The sequence below is a fragment of the Streptomyces sp. NPDC001156 genome (assembly GCF_053598275.1).
This window is the reverse complement of record NZ_JBSFJX010000006.1, coordinates 109,861-132,338: the sequence shown is the minus strand read 5'-3', so window position 1 is coordinate 132,338 and position 22,478 is coordinate 109,861. Positions and strand designations below refer to the sequence as shown.

At 70.4% G+C, this 22,478-nt stretch carries 19 protein-coding genes; 13 read left to right on the top strand and 6 right to left on the bottom strand.

Annotated features, from left to right (window positions below; genetic code table 11):
- Positions 1-29: 29 nt before the first annotated feature.
- The 6 genes from ftsZ (at position 30) to ACWDA7_RS05545 (ending at position 4,969) form a co-directional block, all read left to right on the top strand.
- Complete coding sequence (ftsZ, locus tag ACWDA7_RS05570; RefSeq protein ID WP_450602884.1) at positions 30-1,226, top strand: cell division protein FtsZ; 1,197 nt, start codon at positions 30-32, stop codon at positions 1,224-1,226.
- Positions 1,223-1,951, top strand: a complete 729-nt coding sequence (pgeF, locus tag ACWDA7_RS05565; RefSeq protein WP_450602883.1) for a peptidoglycan editing factor PgeF — start codon at positions 1,223-1,225, stop codon at positions 1,949-1,951. Before ftsZ ends, pgeF begins: the two co-directional genes overlap by 4 nt.
- Before the next feature lie 6 nt (positions 1,952-1,957).
- Positions 1,958-2,677, top strand: coding sequence for a YggS family pyridoxal phosphate-dependent enzyme (locus ACWDA7_RS05560; protein ID WP_450602882.1), 720 nt, complete (start codon positions 1,958-1,960; stop codon positions 2,675-2,677).
- 129 nt (positions 2,678-2,806) lie between these two features.
- Positions 2,807-3,448, top strand: a complete 642-nt coding sequence (gene sepF, locus ACWDA7_RS05555) for a cell division protein SepF (protein ID WP_450602881.1) — start codon at positions 2,807-2,809, stop codon at positions 3,446-3,448.
- Between the two features lie 50 nt (positions 3,449-3,498).
- Positions 3,499-3,789 carry a YggT family protein gene (locus ACWDA7_RS05550; RefSeq protein ID WP_359389193.1) on the top strand — a complete coding sequence of 97 codons (291 nt, stop codon included), beginning with the start codon at positions 3,499-3,501 and terminating at the stop codon, positions 3,787-3,789.
- 52 nt (positions 3,790-3,841) lie between these two features.
- Positions 3,842-4,969, top strand: a complete 1,128-nt coding sequence (locus ACWDA7_RS05545) for a DivIVA domain-containing protein (RefSeq protein ID WP_450602880.1) — start codon at positions 3,842-3,844, stop codon at positions 4,967-4,969.
- Between the two features lie 201 nt (positions 4,970-5,170).
- Here ACWDA7_RS05545 and ileS read toward each other — a convergent pair whose 3' ends face one another.
- A complete protein-coding gene (ileS, locus tag ACWDA7_RS05540) occupies positions 5,171-8,311 on the bottom strand; it encodes an isoleucine--tRNA ligase (protein ID WP_450602879.1) in 3,141 nt (1,046 codons plus the stop codon).
- A 628-nt stretch (positions 8,312-8,939) separates the two neighbouring features.
- Between ileS and ACWDA7_RS05535 the strand changes: the two genes are divergently transcribed.
- The 6 genes from ACWDA7_RS05535 to ACWDA7_RS05510 all read left to right on the top strand — a co-directional run bounded on the left by ACWDA7_RS05535 (position 8,940) and on the right by ACWDA7_RS05510 (position 15,488).
- On the top strand, positions 8,940-10,814 hold the full coding sequence (locus ACWDA7_RS05535; protein WP_450602878.1) for a TraR/DksA family transcriptional regulator: 1,875 nt from the start codon (positions 8,940-8,942) through the stop codon (positions 10,812-10,814).
- Positions 10,815-10,896: 82 nt separating this feature from the next.
- Complete coding sequence (gene lspA, locus ACWDA7_RS05530) at positions 10,897-11,523, top strand: signal peptidase II (protein ID WP_450602877.1); 627 nt, start codon at positions 10,897-10,899, stop codon at positions 11,521-11,523.
- A 52-nt stretch (positions 11,524-11,575) separates the two neighbouring features.
- Positions 11,576-12,520, top strand: coding sequence for an RluA family pseudouridine synthase (locus tag ACWDA7_RS05525; protein ID WP_359389212.1), 945 nt, complete (start codon positions 11,576-11,578; stop codon positions 12,518-12,520).
- Entirely contained in the window at positions 12,517-12,984 is a 468-nt protein-coding gene (locus ACWDA7_RS05520) for a GNAT family N-acetyltransferase (protein WP_450602876.1), read from the top strand. Before ACWDA7_RS05525 ends, ACWDA7_RS05520 begins: the two co-directional genes overlap by 4 nt.
- 89 nt (positions 12,985-13,073) lie before the next feature.
- Positions 13,074-14,657, top strand: a complete 1,584-nt coding sequence (locus ACWDA7_RS05515; protein WP_450602875.1) for a Na+/H+ antiporter — start codon at positions 13,074-13,076, stop codon at positions 14,655-14,657.
- Between the two features lie 90 nt (positions 14,658-14,747).
- Entirely contained in the window at positions 14,748-15,488 is a 741-nt protein-coding gene (locus ACWDA7_RS05510) for an SDR family NAD(P)-dependent oxidoreductase (protein WP_450602874.1), read from the top strand.
- A 12-nt stretch (positions 15,489-15,500) separates the two neighbouring features.
- Here the strand turns inward: ACWDA7_RS05510 and ACWDA7_RS05505 are convergent, their stop codons facing one another.
- Positions 15,501-16,610, bottom strand: a complete 1,110-nt coding sequence (locus ACWDA7_RS05505) for a mechanosensitive ion channel family protein (RefSeq protein ID WP_450602873.1) — start codon at positions 16,608-16,610, stop codon at positions 15,501-15,503.
- 105 nt (positions 16,611-16,715) lie between these two features.
- Between ACWDA7_RS05505 and ACWDA7_RS05500 the strand changes: the two genes are divergently transcribed.
- Positions 16,716-17,285, top strand: coding sequence for a dienelactone hydrolase family protein (locus tag ACWDA7_RS05500; protein WP_450602872.1), 570 nt, complete (start codon positions 16,716-16,718; stop codon positions 17,283-17,285).
- An 18-nt stretch (positions 17,286-17,303) separates the two neighbouring features.
- On the opposite strand, the gene ACWDA7_RS05495 is transcribed toward ACWDA7_RS05500, so the two are convergent.
- From ACWDA7_RS05495 to ACWDA7_RS05480, 4 genes are all read right to left on the bottom strand, one after another.
- Entirely contained in the window at positions 17,304-18,965 is a 1,662-nt protein-coding gene (locus tag ACWDA7_RS05495; protein ID WP_450602871.1) for an alkaline phosphatase D family protein, read from the bottom strand.
- A gap of 234 nt (positions 18,966-19,199) precedes the next feature.
- On the bottom strand, positions 19,200-20,042 hold the full coding sequence (locus tag ACWDA7_RS05490; protein ID WP_359389235.1) for a thioredoxin domain-containing protein: 843 nt from the start codon (positions 20,040-20,042) through the stop codon (positions 19,200-19,202).
- A gap of 74 nt (positions 20,043-20,116) precedes the next feature.
- On the bottom strand, positions 20,117-20,806 hold the full coding sequence (locus tag ACWDA7_RS05485; protein ID WP_450602870.1) for a hypothetical protein: 690 nt from the start codon (positions 20,804-20,806) through the stop codon (positions 20,117-20,119).
- A 90-nt stretch (positions 20,807-20,896) separates the two neighbouring features.
- Positions 20,897-22,222, bottom strand: coding sequence for a DUF2252 domain-containing protein (locus ACWDA7_RS05480; protein WP_450602869.1), 1,326 nt, complete (start codon positions 22,220-22,222; stop codon positions 20,897-20,899).
- Positions 22,223-22,478: the final 256 nt, after the last annotated feature.

The window sequence follows — 22,478 nt, the reverse complement described above, 5'->3', positions numbered from 1 at the left end:
CACGTAATTCGAGGCGAGAGGCCTTCGACGTGGCAGCACCGCAGAACTACCTCGCAGTCATCAAGGTCATCGGTGTCGGCGGCGGTGGTGTCAATGCCATCAACCGGATGATCGAGGTCGGTCTCAAGGGCGTCGAGTTCATCGCCATCAACACCGACGCGCAAGCTCTGTTGATGAGCGACGCCGACGTCAAGCTGGACGTCGGCCGCGAACTCACCCGCGGACTCGGCGCCGGAGCCAACCCGGCCGTCGGCCGCAAGGCCGCCGAGGATCACCGCGAGGAGATCGAGGAGGTCCTCAAGGGGGCCGACATGGTCTTCGTGACGGCCGGTGAAGGCGGCGGCACCGGCACCGGCGGCGCGCCCGTCGTGGCCAACATCGCTCGCTCGCTGGGCGCCCTCACCATCGGTGTGGTCACGCGCCCGTTCACCTTCGAGGGCCGGCGCCGGGCCAACCAGGCCGAGGACGGCATCGCCGAGCTTCGCGAAGAGGTCGACACCCTCATCGTCATCCCGAACGACCGACTGCTGTCCATCTCGGACCGCCAGGTCTCCGTGCTCGACGCCTTCAAGTCGGCGGACCAGGTCCTGCTCTCCGGTGTCCAGGGCATCACCGACCTCATCACCACGCCCGGTCTGATCAACCTCGACTTCGCCGACGTGAAGTCCGTTATGTCCGAAGCCGGTTCGGCCCTCATGGGCATCGGTTCGGCCCGCGGCGACGACCGCGCGGTGGCCGCGGCCGAGATGGCCATCTCCTCGCCGCTGCTCGAGGCCTCCATCGACGGCGCCCGCGGGGTGCTGCTGTCCATCTCCGGCGGCTCCGACCTCGGTCTCTTCGAGATCAACGAGGCCGCCCAGCTGGTGAGCGAGGCCGCGCACCCCGAGGCGAACATCATCTTCGGCGCCGTCATCGACGACGCCCTCGGCGACGAGGTCCGGGTCACCGTGATCGCCGCCGGCTTCGACGGCGGCCAGCCCCCGGCCAAGCGGGAGAACGTCCTCGGCTCGTCCTCGGCCCGGCGCGAGGAGCCGACTCCGTCGCGTCCCGCCGACAGCCGCCCGTCCTTCGGCTCGCTCGGCAGCGTCACGCCGAAGGAGGTGCCGGAGCCCGCCCCCGCTCCGGAGCCGGTGAGCGAGCGCCCGATCACCCCGCCGATCCCGTCGTCGCGGACCTACTCGGACAGCACGGCCGAGGAGCTGGACGTCCCGGACTTCCTCAAGTGATAGGACAGCGCGACACCGCGAGCGGCGCGCACTTCGCCTTCACCGACCGGTGGGGCGGGGTGAGCGCCGCTCCGTACGAGGAGCTCAACCTCGGCGGCGCCGTCGGGGACGATCCCGGGGCCGTGACCACCAACCGGGGTCTGGCCGCGAGGTCGCTGGGGCTCGACCCCGGCCACGTGGTCTGGATGAACCAGGTGCACGGGTCCGGCGTCGCCGTGGTGGACGCACCCTGGGGTGAAAATCCAGTGCCCGAGGTTGACGCGATCGTCACCGCACGGCGCGGACTCGCCCTCGCCGTGCTCACCGCCGACTGCACCCCCGTCCTGCTCGCCGATCCGGTCGCCGGGATCGCCGCCGCCGCCCACGCGGGCCGACCCGGCATGGTCGCCGGAGTCGTCCCCGCCGCGGTGCGAGCGATGATGGAACTGGGCGCCGAGCCGTCCCGGATCGTCGCCCGCACGGGACCCACGGTCTGCGGTCGGTGCTACGAGGTGCCCGAGACGATGCGCGCCGAGGTGTCCGCCGTCGAACCGGCGGCACACGCCGAGACCAGCTGGGGTACACCCGCGGTCGACGTGGCCGCCGGCGTGCACGCGCAGCTCGAACGGCTCGGGGTGTGCGACCGGGCGCAGTCGCCGGTGTGCACGCTGGAATCGGGCGATCATTTCTCGTATCGCCGCGACCGCACCACCGGGCGACTCGCGGGATATGTCTGGCTGGACTGATGGGGCATGACGGACCGTAAGCATCAAATCGCCGCGAACCTCGCGAAGGTCGAGGACCGCATCGCGGCTGCGTGCGCGGCCGCGGGGCGTAAGCGCGAGGAGGTGACCCTGATCGTGGTCACCAAGACCTATCCCGCGAGCGATGTGCGCATTCTCTCGGAACTGGGCGTCCGGGACGTCGCCGAGAACCGCGACCAGGACGCGGCGCCCAAGGCGGCCGCTTGCTCGGATCTGCCGCTCAGATGGCATTTTGTCGGTCAGTTGCAGACCAACAAGGTGCGATCCGTGGTCGGTTACGCGGATTTCGTGCAGTCCGTCGATCGTTCCCGGCTCGTCACGGCGCTTTCGAAGGAGGCCGTGCGGACCGGCCGCGAGCTGGGTTGCCTCATCCAGGTCGCACTCGACGCGGACGAGAGCGAGCGCGGAGAGCGCGGGGGCGTGGCGCCCCCGGGAATCGAAGAGTTGGGCGACCTTGTAGCGGACGCTCCGGGACTGCGGCTGGACGGGCTGATGACTGTCGCGCCGCTCACCGGAGAGTACGCGGGGCGTCAACGGGCGGCGTTCGGACGGTTGATGGATTTGTCGACCGACCTGCGCCGAGCCCATCCGGCTGCAACCATGGTCTCGGCGGGAATGAGTGCGGACCTCGAGGAGGCCGTGGCCGCCGGGGCGACACATGTGCGCGTCGGCACTGCGGTACTCGGAGTCCGCCCCAGGCTCGGGTAACGTCGCCAAGAAGTCGGACCACAGCAGAAAATATGGTCATTACCGCCCATAGACGGGCATAACGACCTCGTGGATCGCAGGCACTTGGCAGTCGTCAGCAGATCCACCACAGAGCGGAGGACTCAGAGCATGGCCGGCGCGATGCGCAAGATGGCGGTCTACCTCGGCCTCGTGGAGGACGATGGGTACGACGGCCGGGGCTTCGACCCCGACGACGACTTCGAGCCCGAGCTCGACCCGGAGCCGGAGCGGGATCGCAGGCGGCATGATCCGTCTCACCAGTCACATCAGGCACTTCAGCCTCAAAGGGACGAATCGATGCGAATGGTGCAGCCGCCGGCACCGCGCGATCCGGCACCCCAATCGGCTTCGCTACCCGCGGAATCAGGGCGTCCGGCTCGCATCGCGCCCGTGGCGTCCATCACACAAGAACGTCAGAGTCTGGAGAAGAACGCGCCGGTGATCATGCCCAAGGTCGTGTCCGAACGAGAGCCGTACCGGATCACCACGCTTCACCCCCGGACCTACAACGAGGCCCGTACCATCGGGGAACACTTCCGTGAGGGCACGCCGGTGATCATGAATCTGACTGAGATGGATGACACAGATGCGAAGCGACTTGTCGACTTTGCGGCCGGTTTGGTGTTTGGTCTTCATGGAAGTATCGAGCGGGTGACGCAGAAGGTGTTCTTGTTGTCTCCTGCTAACGTCGATGTCACGGCGGAGGACAAGGCCCGCATCGCAGAGGGCGGGTTCTTCAACCAGAGCTGAGAGCACCACCGGAGAGAGCGCGGAACAGGGGAGAGGGAAGCACACGGATCATGGGCGTGTTCCTGGAGGTTGTCTACATCGTGCTGATGTGCTTCCTCGTGGTGCTGATTTTCCGGTTGGTCATGGACTACGTCTTCCAGTTCGCCCGCTCATGGCAACCCGGCAAGGCGATGGTGGTCGTTCTGGAGGCCACCTACACTGTCACCGATCCACCGTTGAAGCTTCTGCGGCGGTTCATTCCGCCGCTGCGTCTCGGGGGCGTGGCGCTTGACCTGTCCTTCTTCGTTCTGATGATCATCGTCTACATCCTGATCTCCATCGTGGGCAGTCTCGCGAGGTGAATGTGGACGATACGGTCTTGCCGACTGCCGATGACTACGTTGAGGTGAAGAGATGCCGTTGACCCCCGAGGACGTGCGGAACAAGCAGTTCACGACCGTCCGCCTCCGAGAAGGCTATGACGAGGACGAGGTCGATGCCTTCCTCGACGAGGTCGAAGCCGAACTGACCCGTCTGCTGCGGGAGAACGAGGACCTGCGCGCCAAGCTGGCCGCTGCCACGCGTGCCGCGGCGCAGAACCAGCAGAACATGCGCAAGCCCCCGGAGCCGCAGGACCAGCCGCAGGGCATGCGCGGTCCGGGTGCTCCTGTCCCCGCCGGGATATCGGGCCCGCCGCAGCAGCAGATGGGTGGCCCCATGGGTGGCCCGCCCCAGCTGCCGAGCGGTGCCCCGCAGCTGCCCCCCGGTCCGGGTGGACCGGGCGGTCCGCAGGGTCCCGGCCCGATGGGCCAGGGTCCGATGGGTCCGGGGCCGATGGGCCAGCCCCCGATGCAGCAGCCGATGGGCGGGCCCATGGGCGGTCCGATGGGCGGCCCCATGGGCGGTCCGGGCATGCCCGGTCAGGGCCCCGGCGGCGACAGCGCCGCGCGTGTCCTCTCGCTGGCCCAGCAGACCGCCGACCAGGCGATCGCCGAGGCCCGCTCCGAGGCCAACAAGATCGTCGGCGAGGCCCGCAGCCGCGCCGAGGGTCTGGAGCGCGACGCCCGTGCCAAGGCCGACGCCCTGGAGCGGGACGCGCAGGAGAAGCACCGTGTCGCGATGGGCTCCCTGGAGTCCGCCCGCGCCACGCTGGAGCGCAAGGTCGAGGACCTGCGTGGCTTCGAGCGCGAGTACCGCACGCGGCTGAAGTCGTACCTGGAGTCGCAGCTGCGCCAGCTGGAGACCCAGGCCGACGACTCGCTGGCCCCGCCGCGCACCCCGGCCGCCCCCTCCCTGCCGTCGCCGGCGGCGCCCTCGATGGCTCCCGCAGGGGCGAGCGCCCCGTCGTACGGCGGCAACCAGACGATGGGCGGTCACGGTCACGGTCACGGTGGTCCCGCTGCTCCGTCCTACGGCGGTCAGCAGCAGATGTCCCCGGCGATGACCCAGCCGATGGCGCCGGTGCGTCCGCAGGGTCCGGGACCGATGGGTCAGGCACCCTCGCCGATGCGCGGGTTCCTCATCGACGAGGACGACAACTGACGGGAACGACCAGGCCGTAGGCGTCGGCAACATTCAGGGCGGGGCTCCGGATTCGATCCGGAGCCCCGCCCTGTTGCTACGCGTGTTCGGGGGGTTATGCCCTCTGTGTTCGAGTGTGGGAGCGGTTGTGCGTGCGTACGCAACGCCGAAGGCCCGGGCCCACCAAGATTTTTTGGTGGGCCCGGGCCTTCGCGTGTGCCGCTACGCCTTGCGCAGGCGGAAGGTGAGGGTCAGGGACTCGTCGGTGAACGGCTCACCGTAGCTGTCGTCCGCCTCGCCCTGGGCGAAGTCCGTGGCGAGCACCTCCTCGGCGAGCAGCTCCGTGTGCCGGCTCAGGGCCGCGATGACCTCCGGGTCCGTCGCGGTCCAGCGCAGCGCGATCCGGTCGGCGACGTCCAGGCCGCTGTTCTTGCGGGCATCCTGGATCAGCCGGATCGCGTCACGGGCGAGGCCCGCCTGCCGCAGCTCCTCGGTGATCTCCAGGTCGAGGGCGACCGTCGCGCCGACGTCGGACGCCACCGACCAGCCCTCGCGCGGGGTCTCCGTGATGATCACCTCGTCGGGGGCCAGGTCGACCCTCTCCCCGTCGACGTCCACCGACGCCGTGCCCTCGCGCAGCGCCAGGGACAGTGCCGCCGCGTCGGCGTTCGCGATGGCCTTGGCCACGTCCTGGACGCGCTTGCCGAAGCGCTTGCCCAGCGCGCGGAAGTTCGCCTTCGCCGTGGTGTCGACCAGCGAGCCGCCGACCTCGGCGAGGGAGGCGAGCGCCTCGACGTTCAGCTCCTCGGTGATCTGCGAGTGCAGCTCCCGGTCCAGGGTGTCGAAGCCGGCCGCGGCGATCAGCGCGCGGGACAGCGGCTGGCGCGTCTTGACGCCCGACTCCGCGCGCGTGGCACGGCCCAGCTCCACCAGGCGGCGGACCAGCACCATCTGCTTCGACAGCTCCGGGTCGATCGCGGACAGGTCCGCCTCCGGCCAGGACGCCAGGTGCACGGACTCCACGGTGCCCGGGGTCACCGGCACCACCAGGTCCTGCCAGACCCGCTCGGTGATGAACGGGGTGATCGGCGCCATGAGCCTGGTGACCGTCTCGAGGACCTCGTGCAGCGTGCGCAGCGCCGACTTGTCGCCCTGCCAGAAGCGACGGCGCGAGCGGCGGACGTACCAGTTCGAGAGGTCGTCCACGAAGGCCGACAGGAGCTTGCCGGCACGCTGGGTGTCGTACGACTCCAGAGCCTGGGTCACCTGGTCGGTGAGCGCGTGCAGCTCGGAGAGCAGCCAGCGGTCCAGCACCGGGCGGTCGGCCGGGGCCGGGTCGGCCTCGCTCGGCGCCCAGGCGGAGGTGCGGGCGTACAGCGCCTGGAAGGCGACGGTGTTCCAGTAGGTCAGCAGCGTCTTGCGCACGACCTCCTGGATGGTGCCGTGGCCCACGCGGCGGGCCGCCCACGGTGAGCCGCCCGCTGCCATGAACCAGCGCACCGCGTCCGCGCCGTGCTGGTCCATGAGCGGGATCGGCTGCAGGATGTTGCCCAGGTGCTTGGACATCTTGCGGCCGTCCTCGGCGAGGATGTGGCCCAGGCACACCACGTTCTCGTACGAGGACTTGTCGAAGACCAGCGTGCCGACCGCCATCAGCGTGTAGAACCAGCCGCGGGTCTGGTCGATGGCCTCGGAGATGAACTGCGCCGGGTAGCGGGACTCGAACAGTTCCTTGTTCTTGTACGGGTAGCCCCACTGCGCGAACGGCATCGAGCCGGAGTCGTACCAGGCGTCGATCACCTCGGGCACCCGCGTGGCCGTCTTGCCGCACTGCGGGCAGCCGAAGGTGACCTCGTCGATGAAGGGGCGGTGCGGGTCGAGCTCGGACTGGTCGGTGCCGCTCAGCTCGGTGAGCTCGGCGCGGGAGCCCACGATGGTGAGGTGGTCGTCCTCGCAGCGCCAGATCGGCAGCGGGGTGCCCCAGTAGCGGCTGCGCGAGAGTGCCCAGTCGATGTTGTTGTTCAGCCAGTCGCCGAAGCGGCCGTGCTTGACCGTCTCCGGGTACCAGTTGGTCTTCTCGTTCTCCTCGAGCAGGCGGTCCTTGATGGCCGTGGTGCGGATGTACCAGGACGGCTGCGCGTAGTAGAGCAGGGCGGTGTGGCAGCGCCAGCAGTGCGGGTAGCTGTGCTCGTACGGGATGTGCTTGAAGAGCAGTCCGCGCTGTTGGAGGTCCTCGGTGAGCCGTTCGTCCGCCTTCTTGAAGAAGACCCCGCCGACCAGGGGGACATCCTCCTCGAACGTGCCGTCGGGGCGCACCGGATTGACGACGGGCAGGCCGTAGGCGCGGCAGACCTTGAGGTCGTCCTCACCGAAGGCGGGGGACTGGTGGACCAGACCCGTACCGTCCTCGGTGGTGACATACTCGGCGTTCACCACGTAGTGGGTGCCGCCCGGGGTCTCAGGGAATTCGACCAGCTCGAAGGGACGCCGGTACGTCCAGCGCTCCATCTCGGCGCCGGTGAAGGTCTGGCCCGTGGTCTCCCAGCCCTCGCCGAGTGCCTTGCCGACAAGCGGCTCGGCGACGACGAGCTTCTCCTCGCCGTTCGTCGCGACGACGTAGGTGACCTCGGGGTGCGCGGCGACCGCGGTGTTGGAGACCAGGGTCCACGGGGTCGTGGTCCATACCAGGAGGGCGGCCTCACCGGCGAGCGGGCCGGAGGTCAGCGGGAAACGGACATAGACCGACGGGTCGACGACCGTCTCGTAGCCCTGCGCCAGCTCGTGGTCCGACAGGCCCGTGCCGCAGCGGGGGCACCAGGGGGCCACGCGGTGGTCCTGGACCAGCAGGCCCTTCTTGAAGATCTCCTTCAGCGACCACCACACGGACTCGATGTACTCGGGCTCCATCGTGACGTACGCCTCGTCGAGGTCGACCCAGTAGCCCATACGGGTCGTCAGCTCAGAGAACGCGTCGGTGTGGCGGAGCACGGACTCGCGGCACTTGTCGTTGAACTCGGCGATGCCGTACGCCTCGATGTCCTTCTTGCCGCTGAAGCCGAGCTCCTTCTCGACCGCCAGCTCCACCGGCAGGCCGTGGCAGTCCCAGCCGGCCTTGCGGGCCACGTGGTAGCCGCGCATGGTGCGGAAGCGCGGGAAGACGTCCTTGAAGACGCGGGCCTCGATGTGGTGAGCGCCCGGCATGCCGTTGGCGGTGGGCGGGCCCTCGTAGAACACCCACTCGGGGCGGCCCTCGGACTGCTCCAGGCTCTTGGCAAAGATCTTCTGCTCGCGCCAGAAGTCGAGCACCGCGTGCTCGAGCGCGGGCAGGTCGACCTGGGCGGGCACCTGGCGGTACTGCGTCATCGATCTTCCTCCGGCGGATGTGCTGCCTTCCGTCGGAGGGACGAGAGCCGGGAATGTCGTGCATTCTCCGTACGCCCTGTGCGGCGCGCTCCCGCGGTACCACCCTCCTTGGCTCCCCGGTGCGCCGAACGCGCCGGTGAACCCCCTCATTGGGATCGCGATGCCGGTTCTACCGGCCCTGGCCGTCCCGTGGGCGATGCCCACTGTCCAAGGCTTTCTTCCGGCGGCTCCGGGGTGATGTTCACGTCGCGCTCGCCCCCGGGCTTCCACCGTCCCCGGGTCGCTCATGGCTGCGTACGCCGCTACTCGTCCCCATCCACGCTTTTCGCTTCGCCCAGTGTACGGCGCCACACGGACGGCGGCCGACCGGATTTCCTCTCCCGTGGCCGGGGGACGCATCTGCTTGCCGATGCCCCGAACGGGCGCGGCGCGGGCTCCCGGATCGCACAGGACGCCGGAGACGGCGGATTACCCGGCGGAGAGCTGGGCACAACGGATGCAGGCTCGCCGTGCGGCACGCGCGCGGCGGGCGAATCGTTGGCGTGCCCCGTTGCCGCGGACCGGAAGTCGATTTATCGTCCCAGCACGATTCGCGCGCAAGATCACAATATGTGAAGGGGCTGCTCCCATGGTGGCGAAAAAGACCGCCGTACAGCAGTCCGCGTCCGGCAGAACCTCGGATGCGGCCGCCTCCGGCGGCTCGCTGTCCAAGGACACGCGCGGGAGGACTCTGGCGAGCCGGACGGCGGGGCTGGTCAAGAGGCTGGGCGCGGCTGTCGGCGTGGCTCCGAGGGGGACAGGCGCCGAGGCCGGGAACGAGAAGCCGGGTGTCGCCCGGACGGCGGTACGGAGACGCACGGGTGCGACGGGGCGACGGGCGCCGGCCGGGAACCCGCGCGATGCCGGGAAGGTCTCCGGGGGCGGCCGAGGGCGGGTCGCCGCCCGGACGTCGGCCGGACCGACCGCTGCGGGGAGGACGCGGATCGCGGAGGCGGTGGCCCAGGAGGGAAAGGCCCCACGGGCGGCGGGCGCCGCGAAGGGGGCGTCGTCGGAGGCGACGGGTCCCGCGAAGAAGGCCGGGGCGAGGGCGACGGCCGGGCGGGCGGACTCCACCGCGGGTCCGACCGCCGGGAGGGCGGCCTCCACGGGAGCCAAGGCCCCGAAGGGGACGTCCGCGGCGACGGCGGCCGAGGCGGCCTCGACGAAGACGCCTGGAAAGGCGGCCTCCGGCAAGCGGACGGCCGACCGGACGGCAGCCGGGAGGAAGACGGCCGCCGCCAGGACTACCGTCGGCAGGACGGCCTCCACCACGGGCGCCGCTCGTTCGGCGGCCGCGGGAAAGGCGGTGGCCACCAAGCCGAGGGGCGGAAAACCGGTCTCCAAGACGGGCGAAACCACGTCGGCCGCCGAAAGGAGTCCCGCGAGGAAGGCAACCGGCAAGAAGGCGGTCGGCAAGAAGGCGGCTGCCGGGAAGCGGACCCTTGCCGGGACGGCCGGGAAAGCGGTCCCGTCGAAGAAGGCGGCCGAGGAGAAAGGCGGGTCCAGGAAACCGGTCGCGAGGAAGGCGGCCGGCGAGGAGGCAGCGGAGGCCGGTGCCGGCGTGAGGAAGGCGGCGGCGAAGCAGCCGGCAGCGAAGAGGTCCGTCGCCAAGGAGGCAGCCGTGACCAGCACCGTCGTGAAGAAGGCGGCAACGGCGAAGAAGCCCGCCGCCAAGAAGGCGGCCCCGAGCGCCGTCGACCGGGCGGCAGCGGCGAAGAAGCCCGCCGCCGAGGCGACGGCGGCCAAGAAGGCGGCCGCCGAGCAGACGGCGGCGAAGAGGCCCCCCGGCAAGAAGGCGACCGGCAAGAAGGCGGCGGGCGGGAAGACCGCCGCACTTCAGACGGCCCCTCCCAAGGCCGCTGCCGCGAAGAACGCCGCGAAAGGCGGCACCACGAAGAGCACGCCCACAAGGAGTGCGGCCAAGAAGAGCACGGCCAAGAAGGCGGGCGTCGCGAAGGCCGCGAAGCAGACGGGAGCCACGACGGTGGTTGCGAAGAAGACACCTGGCACGGCCACAGCGGCGAAGAACCCCACCGCGGTCCCCAAGGCACGGGTCGTCGCCGCGGAGCCCGGCGAGCTTGCGGTGCGCCCCGGCGAGGACCCCTGGACCGCCGAGGAGGTGGCCGAGGCGCGCACGGAGCTGGAGTCGGACGAGGCGCGGCTGCGCGGTGAGCTCGACGCGTCCGAGCAGGCGCTGGTCGGCCTGATGCGCGACTCCGGGGACGGCGCGGGCGACGACCAGGCGGACACCGGCACGAAGAACATCACGCGCGAGCACGAGCTGGCGCTCGCCGCCAATGCGCGCGAGATGCTCGAGCAGACCGAACGTGCCCTGGACCGCCTCGACGCCGGGACCTACGGGCTGTGCGAGAGCTGCGGCGACCCCATCGGAAAGGCCCGTATGCAGGCGTTTCCCCGTGCCACGCTGTGCGTGGAGTGCAAGCAGAAGCAGGAACGCCGCTGACGATCCCCTCCTGAGCATCTGGCAGAGTCGGGTGGTGTCGTAGTCTCGTCCTCAGTCAGGGCACCTAGGTTGAGGGACTCACGTGGCAGAGGCGGAGCGCATCATCGGTACGCCGGACATCCCAGACGCGTCGGGGGCCGGGCCGGAGCAGTCCGGCGGGCAGGCACCCGCCGACGGCACCGGCCCGCGAGAGTCGGGGTCCGGCGCAGCCGAGCGCCCCAAGGGCAGGCGCAGGATCGCGGTCCTGTTCGCGGTCGCCGCCTTCGCCTACGCCCTCGACCTGGTCAGCAAGCTGATCGTGGTCGCCAAGCTGGAGCACCACGCGCCGATCGAGATCGTGGGGGACTGGCTGAAGCTCGAAGCGATCCGGAACCCGGGCGCGGCCTTCGGCTTCGGCGAGGCCTTCACGATCATCTTCACGGTGATCGCGGCCGTCGTGATCGTGGTGATCGCCCGACTCGCGCGCAAGCTCTACAGCCTGCCCTGGGCGATCGCGCTCGGCCTGCTGCTCGGAGGCGCCCTGGGCAATCTCACCGACCGCATCTTCCGGTCGCCGGGAGTCTTCGAAGGGGCCGTGGTCGACTTCATCGCGCCGAAGCACTTCGCTGTCTTCAACCTGGCCGACTCGGCGATCGTCTGCGGCGGCATCCTGATCGTGCTGCTGTCCTTCCGCGGCCTGGACCCGGACGGAACGGTCCACAAGGACTGAGCGCCCGGGACTCTCGTACGGTTGTGTCTGCCCCGTCCGGCATACTCGACGGGTGAGCACGCTTCCCGAGATCCGTACCCTGCCCGTACCCGACGGCCTGGAGGGCGAGCGCGTCGACGCCGCCATCTCCCGCATGTTCGGCTTCTCCCGGACGAAGGCGGCCGAGTTGGCCGCGGCGGGCAAGGTACACGTCGACGGGGCGGTGGTCGGCAAGTCGGAGCGGGTGAGCGGGGGTGCCTGGCTCGAGGTCGAGATGCCGCAGGCGCCCGCGCCGGTGCAGGTGGTCGCCGAGCCCGTCGAGGGCATGGACATCGTGCACGACGACGAGGACGTGGTCGTGATCATCAAGCCGATCGGCGTGGCCGCGCACCCGTCGCCCGGCTGGTCGGGGCCGACCGTGATCGGCGGTCTCGCCGCCGCCGGTTACCGCATCTCGACCTCGGGCGCCGCCGAGCGCCAGGGCATCGTGCACCGGCTCGACGTCGGAACCTCCGGTCTGATGGTCGTGGCCAAGTCGGAGCGCGCGTACACCTCGCTCAAGCGCCAGTTCAAGGAGCGCACGGTCGACAAGCGCTACCACACCCTCGTCCAGGGACACCCCGACCCCACCAGCGGCACCATCGACGCGCCCATCGGCCGCCACCCGAACCACGACTACAAATGGGCGGTCACGGCCGACGGCAAACCCTCGGTCACCCACTACGACCTGGTGGAGGCCTTCCGCGCGGCCTCCCTGCTCGACGTCAAGCTGGAGACCGGGCGCACCCACCAGATCAGGGTCCACATGGCCGCGCACCGGCATCCCTGCGTCGGCGACCTGACGTACGGCGCGGACCCGAAGCTCGCCAAGCGGCTCGGTCTGACCCGCCAGTGGCTGCACGCCGTGCGGCTCGGCTTCGAGCACCCGGCGGACGGACAGTGGGTGGAGTTCGAGAGCGCCTACCCCGCCGACCTGCAGAAGGCGCTGGACAAGGTACGTGAGGAGAGCTGGGCATGACCGCCGCCTACGTGATACGGGTCGCTGAGGACCCCGCCGACCGGGAAGCCTGCTTCGCGGTCCGCAAAGAGGTCTTCGTCCGTGAACAAGGCGTCCCCGAGGACATCGAGTACGACGCCTACGACCCCGGTGCCGTGCATGTGCTGGCCGTCCGGGAGGACGGTCTGCCGCTCGGCACGGGCCGGCTGCTGTACGGGGAGGCTGCCGCGGCGAAGAACGGCGGCGACCCGTCCGTGGGCGCCCTGGGCCGGCTCGCGGTGACCCGTGAGGCGCGCGGGCTCGGTGTGGGCGCCGCGCTGGTGCGGGCGATCGAGGACGCGGCACGCGCGCGTGGACTGGCGGCGGTGGACCTGCACGCCCAGACCCATGCGCTCGGGTTCTACGAGCGGCTGGGGTACGAGGCGTACGGACCCGAGTTCCCCGACGCGGGGATCGCGCACCGAGCGATGCGGCACACCCTGTAGCCGAAGGTGCCGAAAAGCCCCGTGGGGAGGGCCGCGTGGCAGGCTGGGGGTCCGCTGTGTGAACGCCGAACTCCCCCGGAGCGCCTGACGTGGATCAGTTGGCCCTGTTGCTCCTGCTGCTGCTCGGGGCCGTGGTCAGCGTCCCGGTCGGGGACCGGCTGAAACTGCCCGCCCCGGTGCTGATGACGCTGGTCGGGATCGCGCTGGCCTTGCTCAACTTCGTGCCGAACGTGAACATCCCGCCCGAGCTGATCCTGCCCGCCCTGCTGCCGCCGCTGCTCTACGCCGCCGTACGCCGCACCTCCTGGCGGCAGTTCGCCGCCAACAAGCGGCCGATCTTCCTGCTGGCGGTGGCGCTGGTCTTCATCACCACCGTGTGTGTGGCCGTCGTGGCCCACACGATCGTGCCGGGGCTGCCGGTCGCCGGCGCGGTCGTGCTCGGCGCGCTGGTCGCGCCGCCCGACCCGGTCGCGGCCACGGCCGTCGCGGGACAGCTTGGGCTGCCCCGCCGGCTGGTGTCGATCCTGGAGGGCGAGGGGCTGTTCAACGACGTGACGGCGATCGTGCTCTACCACGTGGCCATCGCCGTCGCCGTCAGCGGGACGTTCTCGCTGCCGGGCGCCGTGCTCGAACTGGCGCTCTCCGCAGTGGTCGCCCTCGCCGTCGGGCTTGCGCTCGGCTGGATCACCAACAGGCTGCTGGGCATGCTCGACGACGCCACCCTGCAGGTCGGCCTGACGCTTCTGGTGCCGTACGCCTCCTACGTCCTGGCCGAGGAACTGCACGGCTCCGGTGTGCTGGCCGTGCTCGTCACCGCGCTGTTCCTGGCCGAGTCCAAGGACCCGGACGATGTGTTGATGCGCCTGGCGGGGCACACGTTCTGGGACGTGGTGGACACGCTGGTCACCGGGGTCGCGTTCGGTCTGATCGGGCTCGAACTGCCCCAGGCGATCCGCACGGCGTCCGGGCGGTGGGGCGAGCTGCTCGGCTGGGCCGCCGCGATCGTGGCCGTCGTGGTGCTGGTACGGCTCGTGTGGCTGCTGCCCGCGACCTGGCTGACGAAGCGCCTACACGCCATCCGGGACTACGACGAGGAGATCCCGACGTCCTGGCGGGAGACCATCGTGATGTGGTGGTCCGGAATGCGGGGAGTGGCGTCGGTGGCCCTGGCCCTGGCCATTCCGTTGCGGATGGCCGACGGGTCGCCCTTCCCCGACCGGGACGAGATCGTCTTCATCGCGTTCGGGGTGATCATGGCGACGCTCGTGTTCCAGGGACTCACGCTGCCGTGGCTGGTGAAGGGGCTGGGGGTGCGGGCCGACCCGGAGAGCGAGAAGGCGTTCGAGCGCAGGCTGGCGGTCCGCGCGGCCAAGGCGGCGAAACGGAGGCTGAGGGAGATCGAGGAGGTCGAGGAGCTGCCGGAGGACCTGTCCGAGCAACTCCTGCGGCGGGCCTCCGACATCGGCGTCCGGATCAGCCCCGACCTCGCGGACGAGGAGCGGCGCGAAGCGCACCAGCAGCGTGCCAGGCGCCTCAAACGGCTCCGCCGGATCCAGCAGGAGATGCTCAGCGCGGCACGGCACGAGGTGCTCGCGGCGCGCAGCGAACCCGGGGCGGACCCGGAGGTCGTCGACCGGGTGCTGCGCCACCTCGACGTGCGCAGTCTGCGCTGACCGCCACGACGGGTGCGCGGGGGCCGACGCGCGTGAACGGCCCGGCCGAGCAATCGCTCCGCGAGCACCCGGCTTTGTACGATCGGGATCATGGCGCGCAATGTGGTGATCAGCGGTGGCGGGACGGGAATCGGGCTTGCGTCGGCGCGGGCGTTCGCCGCGGACGGGGACCGGGTGCTGCTCCTCGGCAGGCGGGCGGAGGTACTGGAGAAGGCCGAAGTGCCCGGGGCATTCACCTACGCGGCCGACCTGAGCGATCCCCACGGGGTGCGCGGCGTGGCCCGGTTCGTGGCCGAGGAGCTCGGCACCGTGGACGTCCTCGTCAACAACGCGGGCGGAAACGGCGGCCTCGAGCCCGGCGCCGCCGTAGAGGAGCCGCTCGAGGCCGTCGCGCACACCTGGACCGTCAACTTCCGGCTGAACGTGCTGACCTCGGTCCTTCTCACAGAGGCGCTGCGGGACCGGCTCGCCTCACCCGGCGGCCGTGTGCTGTTCCTCAGCTCCATCGCCGCCTACCGCGGCTCCGGCAGCGGCGCGTACGCCGCGGCCAAGGCCGCGCTGCATCCATACGTCTTCGATCTGGCCCGGGAACTGGGTCCGCGCGGGATCACGGTGAACGCGGTCGCGCCCGGGTACATCGAGGACACCGAGTTCTTCGGCGGCCCGATGGACCCGGCGCGACGCGACCAGCGCATCGCGGAGACGTCGACCGGCCGCGCCGGCACACCGGGCGACATCGCACAGACCCTGCACTGGCTGGCCTCCCCCGGGGCCGGCCACATCACCGCTCAGGTGATCCAGGTGAACGGCGGCGCCGAGCGCGGCCACTGACGCGGCAGTACCTCAGCCCCGTCCCGTCCGCGGCGTCTCGTACGCCCTGTGCACCGGCCCGCCCGGCGGTACATGCCCGTTCCGGCTCGGCGGCTGCTCCGCTTCCGCCGTGTTGACCCGCGGCAGCGCGTACGGGTGGTGGTCGACGAGCCAGCGGATCAGCTGCTCGCGGACCGTGATCCGGGCCGTCCAGATGTCGTCCGCGTCCTTGGCGGTCACCAGCGCTCGCACCTGCATGGTGTTGGGCGTCGTGTCCGTGACCTGGAGGCCGTAGGCGCGGCCGTCCCACGCGGGGCACTCGCGCAGGATGTCGCGGAGCTTGTCGCGCATCGCCTCCATGGGCGCTGCGTGGTCGAGGTGGAAGTACACGATGCCGGTCATCTGCGGGCTGCCCCGGGACCAGTTCTCGAACGGCTTGGAGGTGAAGTACGACACCGGCATGGTGATCCGGCGCTCGTCCCATGTCCGTACCGTCAGGAACGTCAGCGTGATCTCGTCGACGGTGCCCCACTCGCCGTCCACCACGACGGTGTCGCCGAGCCGCACCATGTCGCCGAACGCGATCTGCAGCCCGGCGAAGAGATTCGAGAGCGTCGACTGGGCGGCGACACCGGCGACGATGCCGAGGATGCCGGCCGAGGCCAGCAGCGAGGCTCCGGCCGCCCGCATCGCCGGGAACGTCAGCAGCATGGCGGCGGCGGCCACCACTCCGACGACCGCGGCCACCACGCGTGTGATCAGCGAGACCTGGGTGCGCACGCGCCTGACCCGGGCCGGGTCGTGGTGGGCGCGGGCGTAGCGGGTGTACGAGGTCTCGACGACCGCGGCCGCGATACGGATCACCAGCCAGGCCGCGGAACCGATCAGCACCAGCGTCAGGGTCCGCCCGACGCCGACCCGGTGCGCCTCGAGGACCTCCGCCTGGTCGTAGGAACCTCTCAGTAGGGCCGCGCACAGGACGAGTTGGTAGGGGACCCGGCCGCGCCGGAGCAGCTCCCACAGGGGCGTCTCGGGGTGCCGGCCGTTCGCCTTGCGCAGCAGCAGGTCCGTGCCCCACCCGATGAGCAGTGTGAGCACGACCGTGCCGCCGACGACGATCACCGGGCGCAGTACGTTCTCCATGCCTTCGAACGTAACCAGGCCCACGGGATCCTGAACCTGTGACCTTGGTCCCGTCGTGAACGCGCTGCTGACGGCACTGTCGGTCCCGGCTGGCACCATGGCCTCATGAACATCATGCTCTTCCACTCGACGTACGGACTGCGGCCCGCCGTCCGGGCCGCCGCCGACCGGCTCCGCGCCGCGGGGCACGAGGTGTGGACCCCCGACCTGTTCGACGGCCGCACCTTCGAGACGGTCGAGGAGGGCATGGCCTTCAAGGACGAGATCGGCAAGGAGGAGCTGCTCAAGCGGGCGGTCCTGGCCGCCGCGCCCTACGCGGGGCGAGGACTCGTGTACGCGGGGTTCTCGCTGGGCGCCGCCACCGCGCAGACCCTCGCGCTCGGCGACAGCGGCGCCCGCGGACTCCTGCTGCTGCACGGCACCTCGGACATCTCGCCGACGGCCTCGGTGGACGCGCTGCCGGTCCAGTTGCACGTCGCCGAGCCGGACCCGTTCGAGACGGACGACTGGCTGAGCGCCTGGTATCTGCAGATGGGCAGGGTGGGCGCGGACGTGGAGATCTACCGGTACGCCGGCGCGGGTCACCTCTACACCGACCCGGAGCTGCCGGACTACGACGAAGAGGCGGCCGAGGCCACCTGGCGGGTGGCGCTCGGCTTCCTCGACAGCCTGTAGCGATACGGATCCGCCGGGTTATACCGGGTCGTAGGTGCGCTCGACCGTCTGTGTGCCGGTGCGCGTGCGGTACGAACGCGTCCAGGATGAGGTGGCGTTGGCCTTGGTCCGGTCGGACAGGACGTAGTAGTCCATCTGCGCCCGGTCGGCGGTGATGTCCAGCACGCCGTAGCCGTGGCGGTCGGTGTCCACCCAGTGGACGTGCCGGTTGGCCGCGCGGATGATCGGCGAAGCCAGGGCCGAGACGGTGCCCTCGGGGACCTTGACGATGTCGTCGAGGTTGTCGGAGGTGACCGAGGTGACCACGAACTCGGTGGCCGCCGAGTTCGACAGCGGGTAGGTGCCGGCGTCGACCGGCACGTCGTTGGCCCATGCCATGTGGATGTCGCCGGTCAGGAACACCGTGTTCCTGATGGCGTTGCCGCGCAGGTGGGCCAGGAGTTCGCGGCGGTCGTCGGTGTAGCCGTCCCACTGGTCGGTGTTGAGGGCGATGCCCTCCTGGGGCAGGCCCAGCAGCTTCGCCAGCGGCTTGAGCAGGTCGGCGGTGAGCGAGCCGATGGCGAATGGCGAGATCATCACCGAGTTGCCGACCAGCCGCCACGTGGTGTCGGACGCCTTCAGGCCCGCCTTCAGCCAGTCGAGCTGGGCGCGTCCGGTGATCGTGCGGTCCGGGTCGTCGACCGAACCGCTCGCCGTGGACGCCTGCTGCGACCGGAAGGAGCGCAGGTCGAGCAGCGAGAGGTCGGCGAGCTTGCCGAAGCGCAGCCGGCGGTAGGTGGTGCCCTCGATCGCCGGCCGGACCGGCATCCACTCGAAGTAGGCCTGCTTCGCCGCCGCCTTGCGGGCCGTCCAGGTGCCCTCGGCGCCCTCGGTGTGGTTGACCGCGCCGCCCGACCAGGCATTGTCGGCGAACTCGTGGTCGTCCCAGATCGCGATGACCGGCGCCGTGTGGTGCAGGGCCTGGAGGTCGGGGTCGGTCTTGTAACGGCCGTGCCGGGTCCGGTAGTCGGCGAGTGTGATGATCTCGTTCACCGGGGAGTGCGGGCGGACGACCGTGCCGCGGGTCCCGTATTCGCCGCTCTTGTACTCGTAGATGTAGTCGCCCAGGTGCAGCCAGGCGTCGAGGTCGCCACGGACGGCCAGGTGGCGGTAGGCCGAGAAGTAGCCGGCCTCCCAGTTGGCGCAGGAGACCACGCCGAAGCGGAGCCCGGGCACGGCGGCGTCGGCGGCCGGGGCCGTGCGGGTGCGGGCGACGGGGGAGTCAGTGCCGCCGGCGGAGAAACGGAACCAGTAGGTCGTGGCGGGGGCGAGGCCACGTATGTCCGCCTTGACGGTGTGGTCGGAGGCGGCGGTCGCCGTGAGGGACCCCTTGGCGACGATGTTGGTCAGAGCCTTGTCCTTGGCGACGACCCAGCTCACCTCGGTGTCCGGTCCGATTCCGGAGCCGGGCAGCGCGTCGGAGGTGGGCGTCACCCGGGTCCACAGCAGGATGCCGTCGGGCAGCGGGTCGCCGGAGGCCACACCGTGCAGGAAGGCGGGGGCCTCGGCGGCCGCCCGCGCGGGGAGGGCGGCCGCGAGGGGAACACCGAGAACGGCGGTGGCGGCCGCGGCCTTGACGACCGTACGGCGACGCGGGGAGAGGGAGTTGTCACTCTCCAGTGGTCTGTTTGGTTTGGTCACGGGCGCTCAGATTACTGGCCAGTAGGCGCTTGAGCGGGCGGACCGACAAAAGTTCGCCCGCTCTTCCACCGGCGTTGAATCGCATCCGGTCGTGGAAGACCGCGCCGTTCAACAGCGGCTGCCGCAGCCGTTGTTGTCGTCCTGCGCCTTCGCGCCCCGACGGACGAGGGCCGTGGTGCGGCGGGTAACGCCCGCTCGCACCACGGCCCTTGGTGTCCGTGCCCTGCCGGTCGGTCAGGCCTTGAGGGCCGCGTCGACCACCGAGGTGAAGTCGGCCACCGTCATCGGCGGGTTCTGGCTGCCCGGCGTGGTGAGCATCTTGCCGTCCATGACGAAGCTCGGGGTGCCGGTCACGCCGTCCTTGTTGGTGTCGAAGGACTTCGACATCGCCATCGCCCAGGCGTCATAGGTGCCGTTCTTCACCGCGGTCTGGAACTTGGCGTTGTCCTTGAGCGCGGGGACGGTGTTCGCGACCTCGATGAGGTAGTCGTCCTTCTTGAACTTGTCGTCCGTCTCGTCGGGGTGCCACTTCTGCGAGTAGAGCGCGGTCTTGTACTCGAGGAACGCCTCGGGGCTGACGTTGAGCGCGGCGCCCATGGCGCTCAGCGCGTTCTTCGAGCCCTCGCCGCGCGAACCGATCGTGCCCTTGCCGAGGGCGTCGCCGTCGATGAACGTGCCACCGATGTACTGGATCTTGAACTTGCCGGCGTCGATGTCCTGCTTGACGGTCGAGCCGACCGTCTGCTCGAACTGGGCGCAGATCGGGCAGCGCGGGTCCTCGTAGACCTTGAGGGTCTTGGGCGCGCTGCTCTTGCCGATGACCACGGTCGTGCCGTCGGTGCCTGTGGTGTTGGCCGGTGCGACGACCTTCTCGTCCTTCATGGCCTCCCAGTGGCCGGGCTTGTTGGCCTGGACGACGGCGTAACCGATGCCACCGGCCGCGGCCAGAACGGCGACGACCGAACAGGCGACGATGACCTGCCGCCTGACCTTGGCCCGCTTGGCCTGCCGCTCGCGCTCGACACGCAGCCGCTCACGGGCCGCCGTCTTGGCGTCCTGGCTGTTTCGCTTGCTCATTGGGTGATCTCCATGGGAAACGCGCACACGCTGTGCGCGGAATGTGTAAGGGGGACTTCCGGTGCTCGGATGCTTCAGGCGAAGGCGGCCGAGCGCGGCGGACCCCGCCGTCCCAGGGAGTGCGTGAACAGCTGGGTGCGGGCGGTGGTGGTGACGCGGTGGAGGGGGCGCGGAGCCCGGCCCGCAGGGGCGAGCCGTACCGTCACGGCGGCCACCGCGACCAGGAACGGCCGGAAGGTGGTCGCGGCCACGGCGCTCAGCAACTGGGCCAGAGCCCGCTCGCCCCGGCGCAGCCAGGCGGCGGCGAGGAGCCCCACGCTCACGTGCGCGGCGAGCAGCAGCCAGGCGGTCGCCGGGTCGGAGTGGGAGAGCAAGGCCGCGACCCGGTCGGTGCCGGTGCCGGTGACCTGGGTCAGCGGGCTGCCCACGCTGCCGCCGCTGCACAGCACGTCCAGACCGACCGAGTGCAGCGGACCGGTGACCGGGCCGCCCGCCGGGCCGTAGCAGGCGTGCTGGCCGGTGGTGAACAGGGTGTCGGCGGTGAGCTCCAGGGGGACCAGCAGGGCGGCGATCTTCCCGAAGCCGCGCTCGCTGCCCGCCAGCATGTACGCGACGGCGAAGACAGCGGCGGCGGTCGCGGCCACCGCCGCCGTCGGCAGCGGGACCTCGGACAGCAGCACGTGCGACGCGGTGCTGAGCGTCACGACCACGGCCGTGAACAGCGCCGCGCGCACGGCTCTGAGCTGGGTCCCGGATATGTCCATAGCGTGGAGAGTGTCGCATGCGCTCCCGTAAGGGCCCCTTAAAGGGCCGGATGCGTTACGGGAGCGTTGTGCGGGACGGGCGGGGCCGGCTCAGAGGCCCGGGATCTGCCCGTTGCGGAACAGGTCCACGAAGATCTGGTGGTCGGCACGCGTACGCGCCCCGTACCCGTGTGCGAAGTCCACGAGCAGCTCCGGGAAGCCGGCCTCGTCGGCTGCGATCGCCGCGTCGATGGCCCGCTCCGTGGAGAAGGGCACCAGTGACTCTCCGGACTGGTCGTCCGCCGCCGCGTGCATCGTGGCCGTGGACCGGCCCAGGTCGGCGACGACGGCCGCGATCTCCTCCGGGTCGTCGATGTCGCTCCAGTCCAGGTCCACGGCGTACGGCGACACCTCGGCGACCAGCTGGCCGGAGCCGTCCAGCTCGGTCCAGCCCAGCCACGGGTCGGCGTGGGCCTGCAGGGCGCGCTGGGAGATCACCGTGCGGTGGCCCTCGTGCTGGAAGTAGTCGCGGATCGCCGGGTCGGTGATGTGCCGGGAGACGGCGGGGGTCTGGGCCTGCTTGATGTAGATCACGACGTCGTTCTCCAGGGCGTCGCTGTTGCCCTCGAGAAGGATGTTGTACGACGGCAGGCCCGCGGAGCCGATGCCGATGCCGCGGCGGCCGACGACGTCCTTGACGCGGTAGGAGTCCGGACGGGCCAGGGACGACTCCGGCAGCGTCTCCAGATAGCCGTCGAAGGCCGCGAGCACCTTGTAGCGGGTGGCCGCGTCCAGCTCGATGGAGCCGCCGCCCGGCGCGAAGCGGCGCTCGAAGTCGCGGATCTCGGTCATCGAGTCCAGCAGCCCGAAGCGGGTGAGGGAGCGGGCGTCGCGCAGCGCGTCCAGGAGCGGGCCCTGGGCGGTGTCCAGGGTGAAGGGCGGCACCTCGTCCTGCTTGGCGCCGGTCGCGAGGGCGTGGATGCGCTCGCGGTAGGCCGCGGCGTAGATCTTGACCAGCTCGGTGATCTGCTTGTCGCTGAGCGCCTTGGCGTACCCGATCAGCGCCATGGAGGCGGCGAAGCGCTTCAGGTCCCAGGTGAAGGGGCCGACGTACGCCTCGTCGAAGTCGTTCACGTTGAAGATCAGGCGGCCCGTGGAGTCCATGTACGTGCCGAAGTTCTCCGCGTGCAGATCGCCGTGGATCCACACGCGCGAGGTGCGCTCGTCCAGATAGGGACCGCCGCGCTTCTCGGCGTGCACGTCGTGGTAGAAGAGGCACGCCGTGCCCCGGTAGAACGCGAAGGCGGAGGCCGCCATCTTGCGGAACTTCACGCGGAACGCGGCCGGGTCGGCGGCGAGCAGCTCGCCGAAGGCGGTGTCGAAGACGGCGAGGATCTCCTCGCCGCGTTGCTCGGCGCTGAGCTGCGAAACCGACATCGCTGGGTGCCTCCAGGTACAGGTGATGCATGACGTGTGGGACGGAGCCGTCCGCCCCCTTCCAACGGACGACGGTACGCGCGAGTGCCCGCGACCCCCGCACGAAGACACGGGCGACAAGGCCCGTGTCCGTCGCACGAAGGTACGGGTGCACGGCCCGTGTCCGCCGCATGAAGGCACGGCTGCGCGGCCCGTGTCCCCCGGATGAAGGTACGTGTGGAAGACCGCCGGGTGTCAGTGCCGAGGCATAGACTTC

Excerpts from the sequence above, each read along its gene's own strand:
- ACWDA7_RS05560 (WP_450602882.1), top strand. The coding sequence starts at position 1,958 with ATGACGGACCGTAAGCATCAAATCGCCGCGAACCTCGCGAAGGTCGAG.
- sepF (WP_450602881.1), top strand. The coding sequence starts at position 2,807 with ATGGCCGGCGCGATGCGCAAGATGGCGGTCTACCTCGGCCTCGTGGAG.
- ACWDA7_RS05550 (WP_359389193.1), top strand. The coding sequence starts at position 3,499 with ATGGGCGTGTTCCTGGAGGTTGTCTACATCGTGCTGATGTGCTTCCTC.
- ACWDA7_RS05545 (WP_450602880.1), top strand. The coding sequence starts at position 3,842 with ATGCCGTTGACCCCCGAGGACGTGCGGAACAAGCAGTTCACGACCGTC.
- ileS (WP_450602879.1), bottom strand. The coding sequence starts at position 8,311 with ATGACGCAGTACCGCCAGGTGCCCGCCCAGGTCGACCTGCCCGCGCTC.
- ACWDA7_RS05535 (WP_450602878.1), top strand. The coding sequence starts at position 8,940 with ATGGTGGCGAAAAAGACCGCCGTACAGCAGTCCGCGTCCGGCAGAACC.
- ACWDA7_RS05520 (WP_450602876.1), top strand. The coding sequence starts at position 12,517 with ATGACCGCCGCCTACGTGATACGGGTCGCTGAGGACCCCGCCGACCGG.
- ACWDA7_RS05510 (WP_450602874.1), top strand. The coding sequence starts at position 14,748 with ATGGCGCGCAATGTGGTGATCAGCGGTGGCGGGACGGGAATCGGGCTT.
- ACWDA7_RS05505 (WP_450602873.1), bottom strand. The coding sequence starts at position 16,610 with ATGGAGAACGTACTGCGCCCGGTGATCGTCGTCGGCGGCACGGTCGTG.
- ACWDA7_RS05500 (WP_450602872.1), top strand. The coding sequence starts at position 16,716 with ATGAACATCATGCTCTTCCACTCGACGTACGGACTGCGGCCCGCCGTC.
- ACWDA7_RS05490 (WP_359389235.1), bottom strand. The coding sequence starts at position 20,042 with ATGAGCAAGCGAAACAGCCAGGACGCCAAGACGGCGGCCCGTGAGCGG.
- ACWDA7_RS05485 (WP_450602870.1), bottom strand. The coding sequence starts at position 20,806 with ATGGACATATCCGGGACCCAGCTCAGAGCCGTGCGCGCGGCGCTGTTC.
- ACWDA7_RS05480 (WP_450602869.1), bottom strand. The coding sequence starts at position 22,222 with ATGTCGGTTTCGCAGCTCAGCGCCGAGCAACGCGGCGAGGAGATCCTC.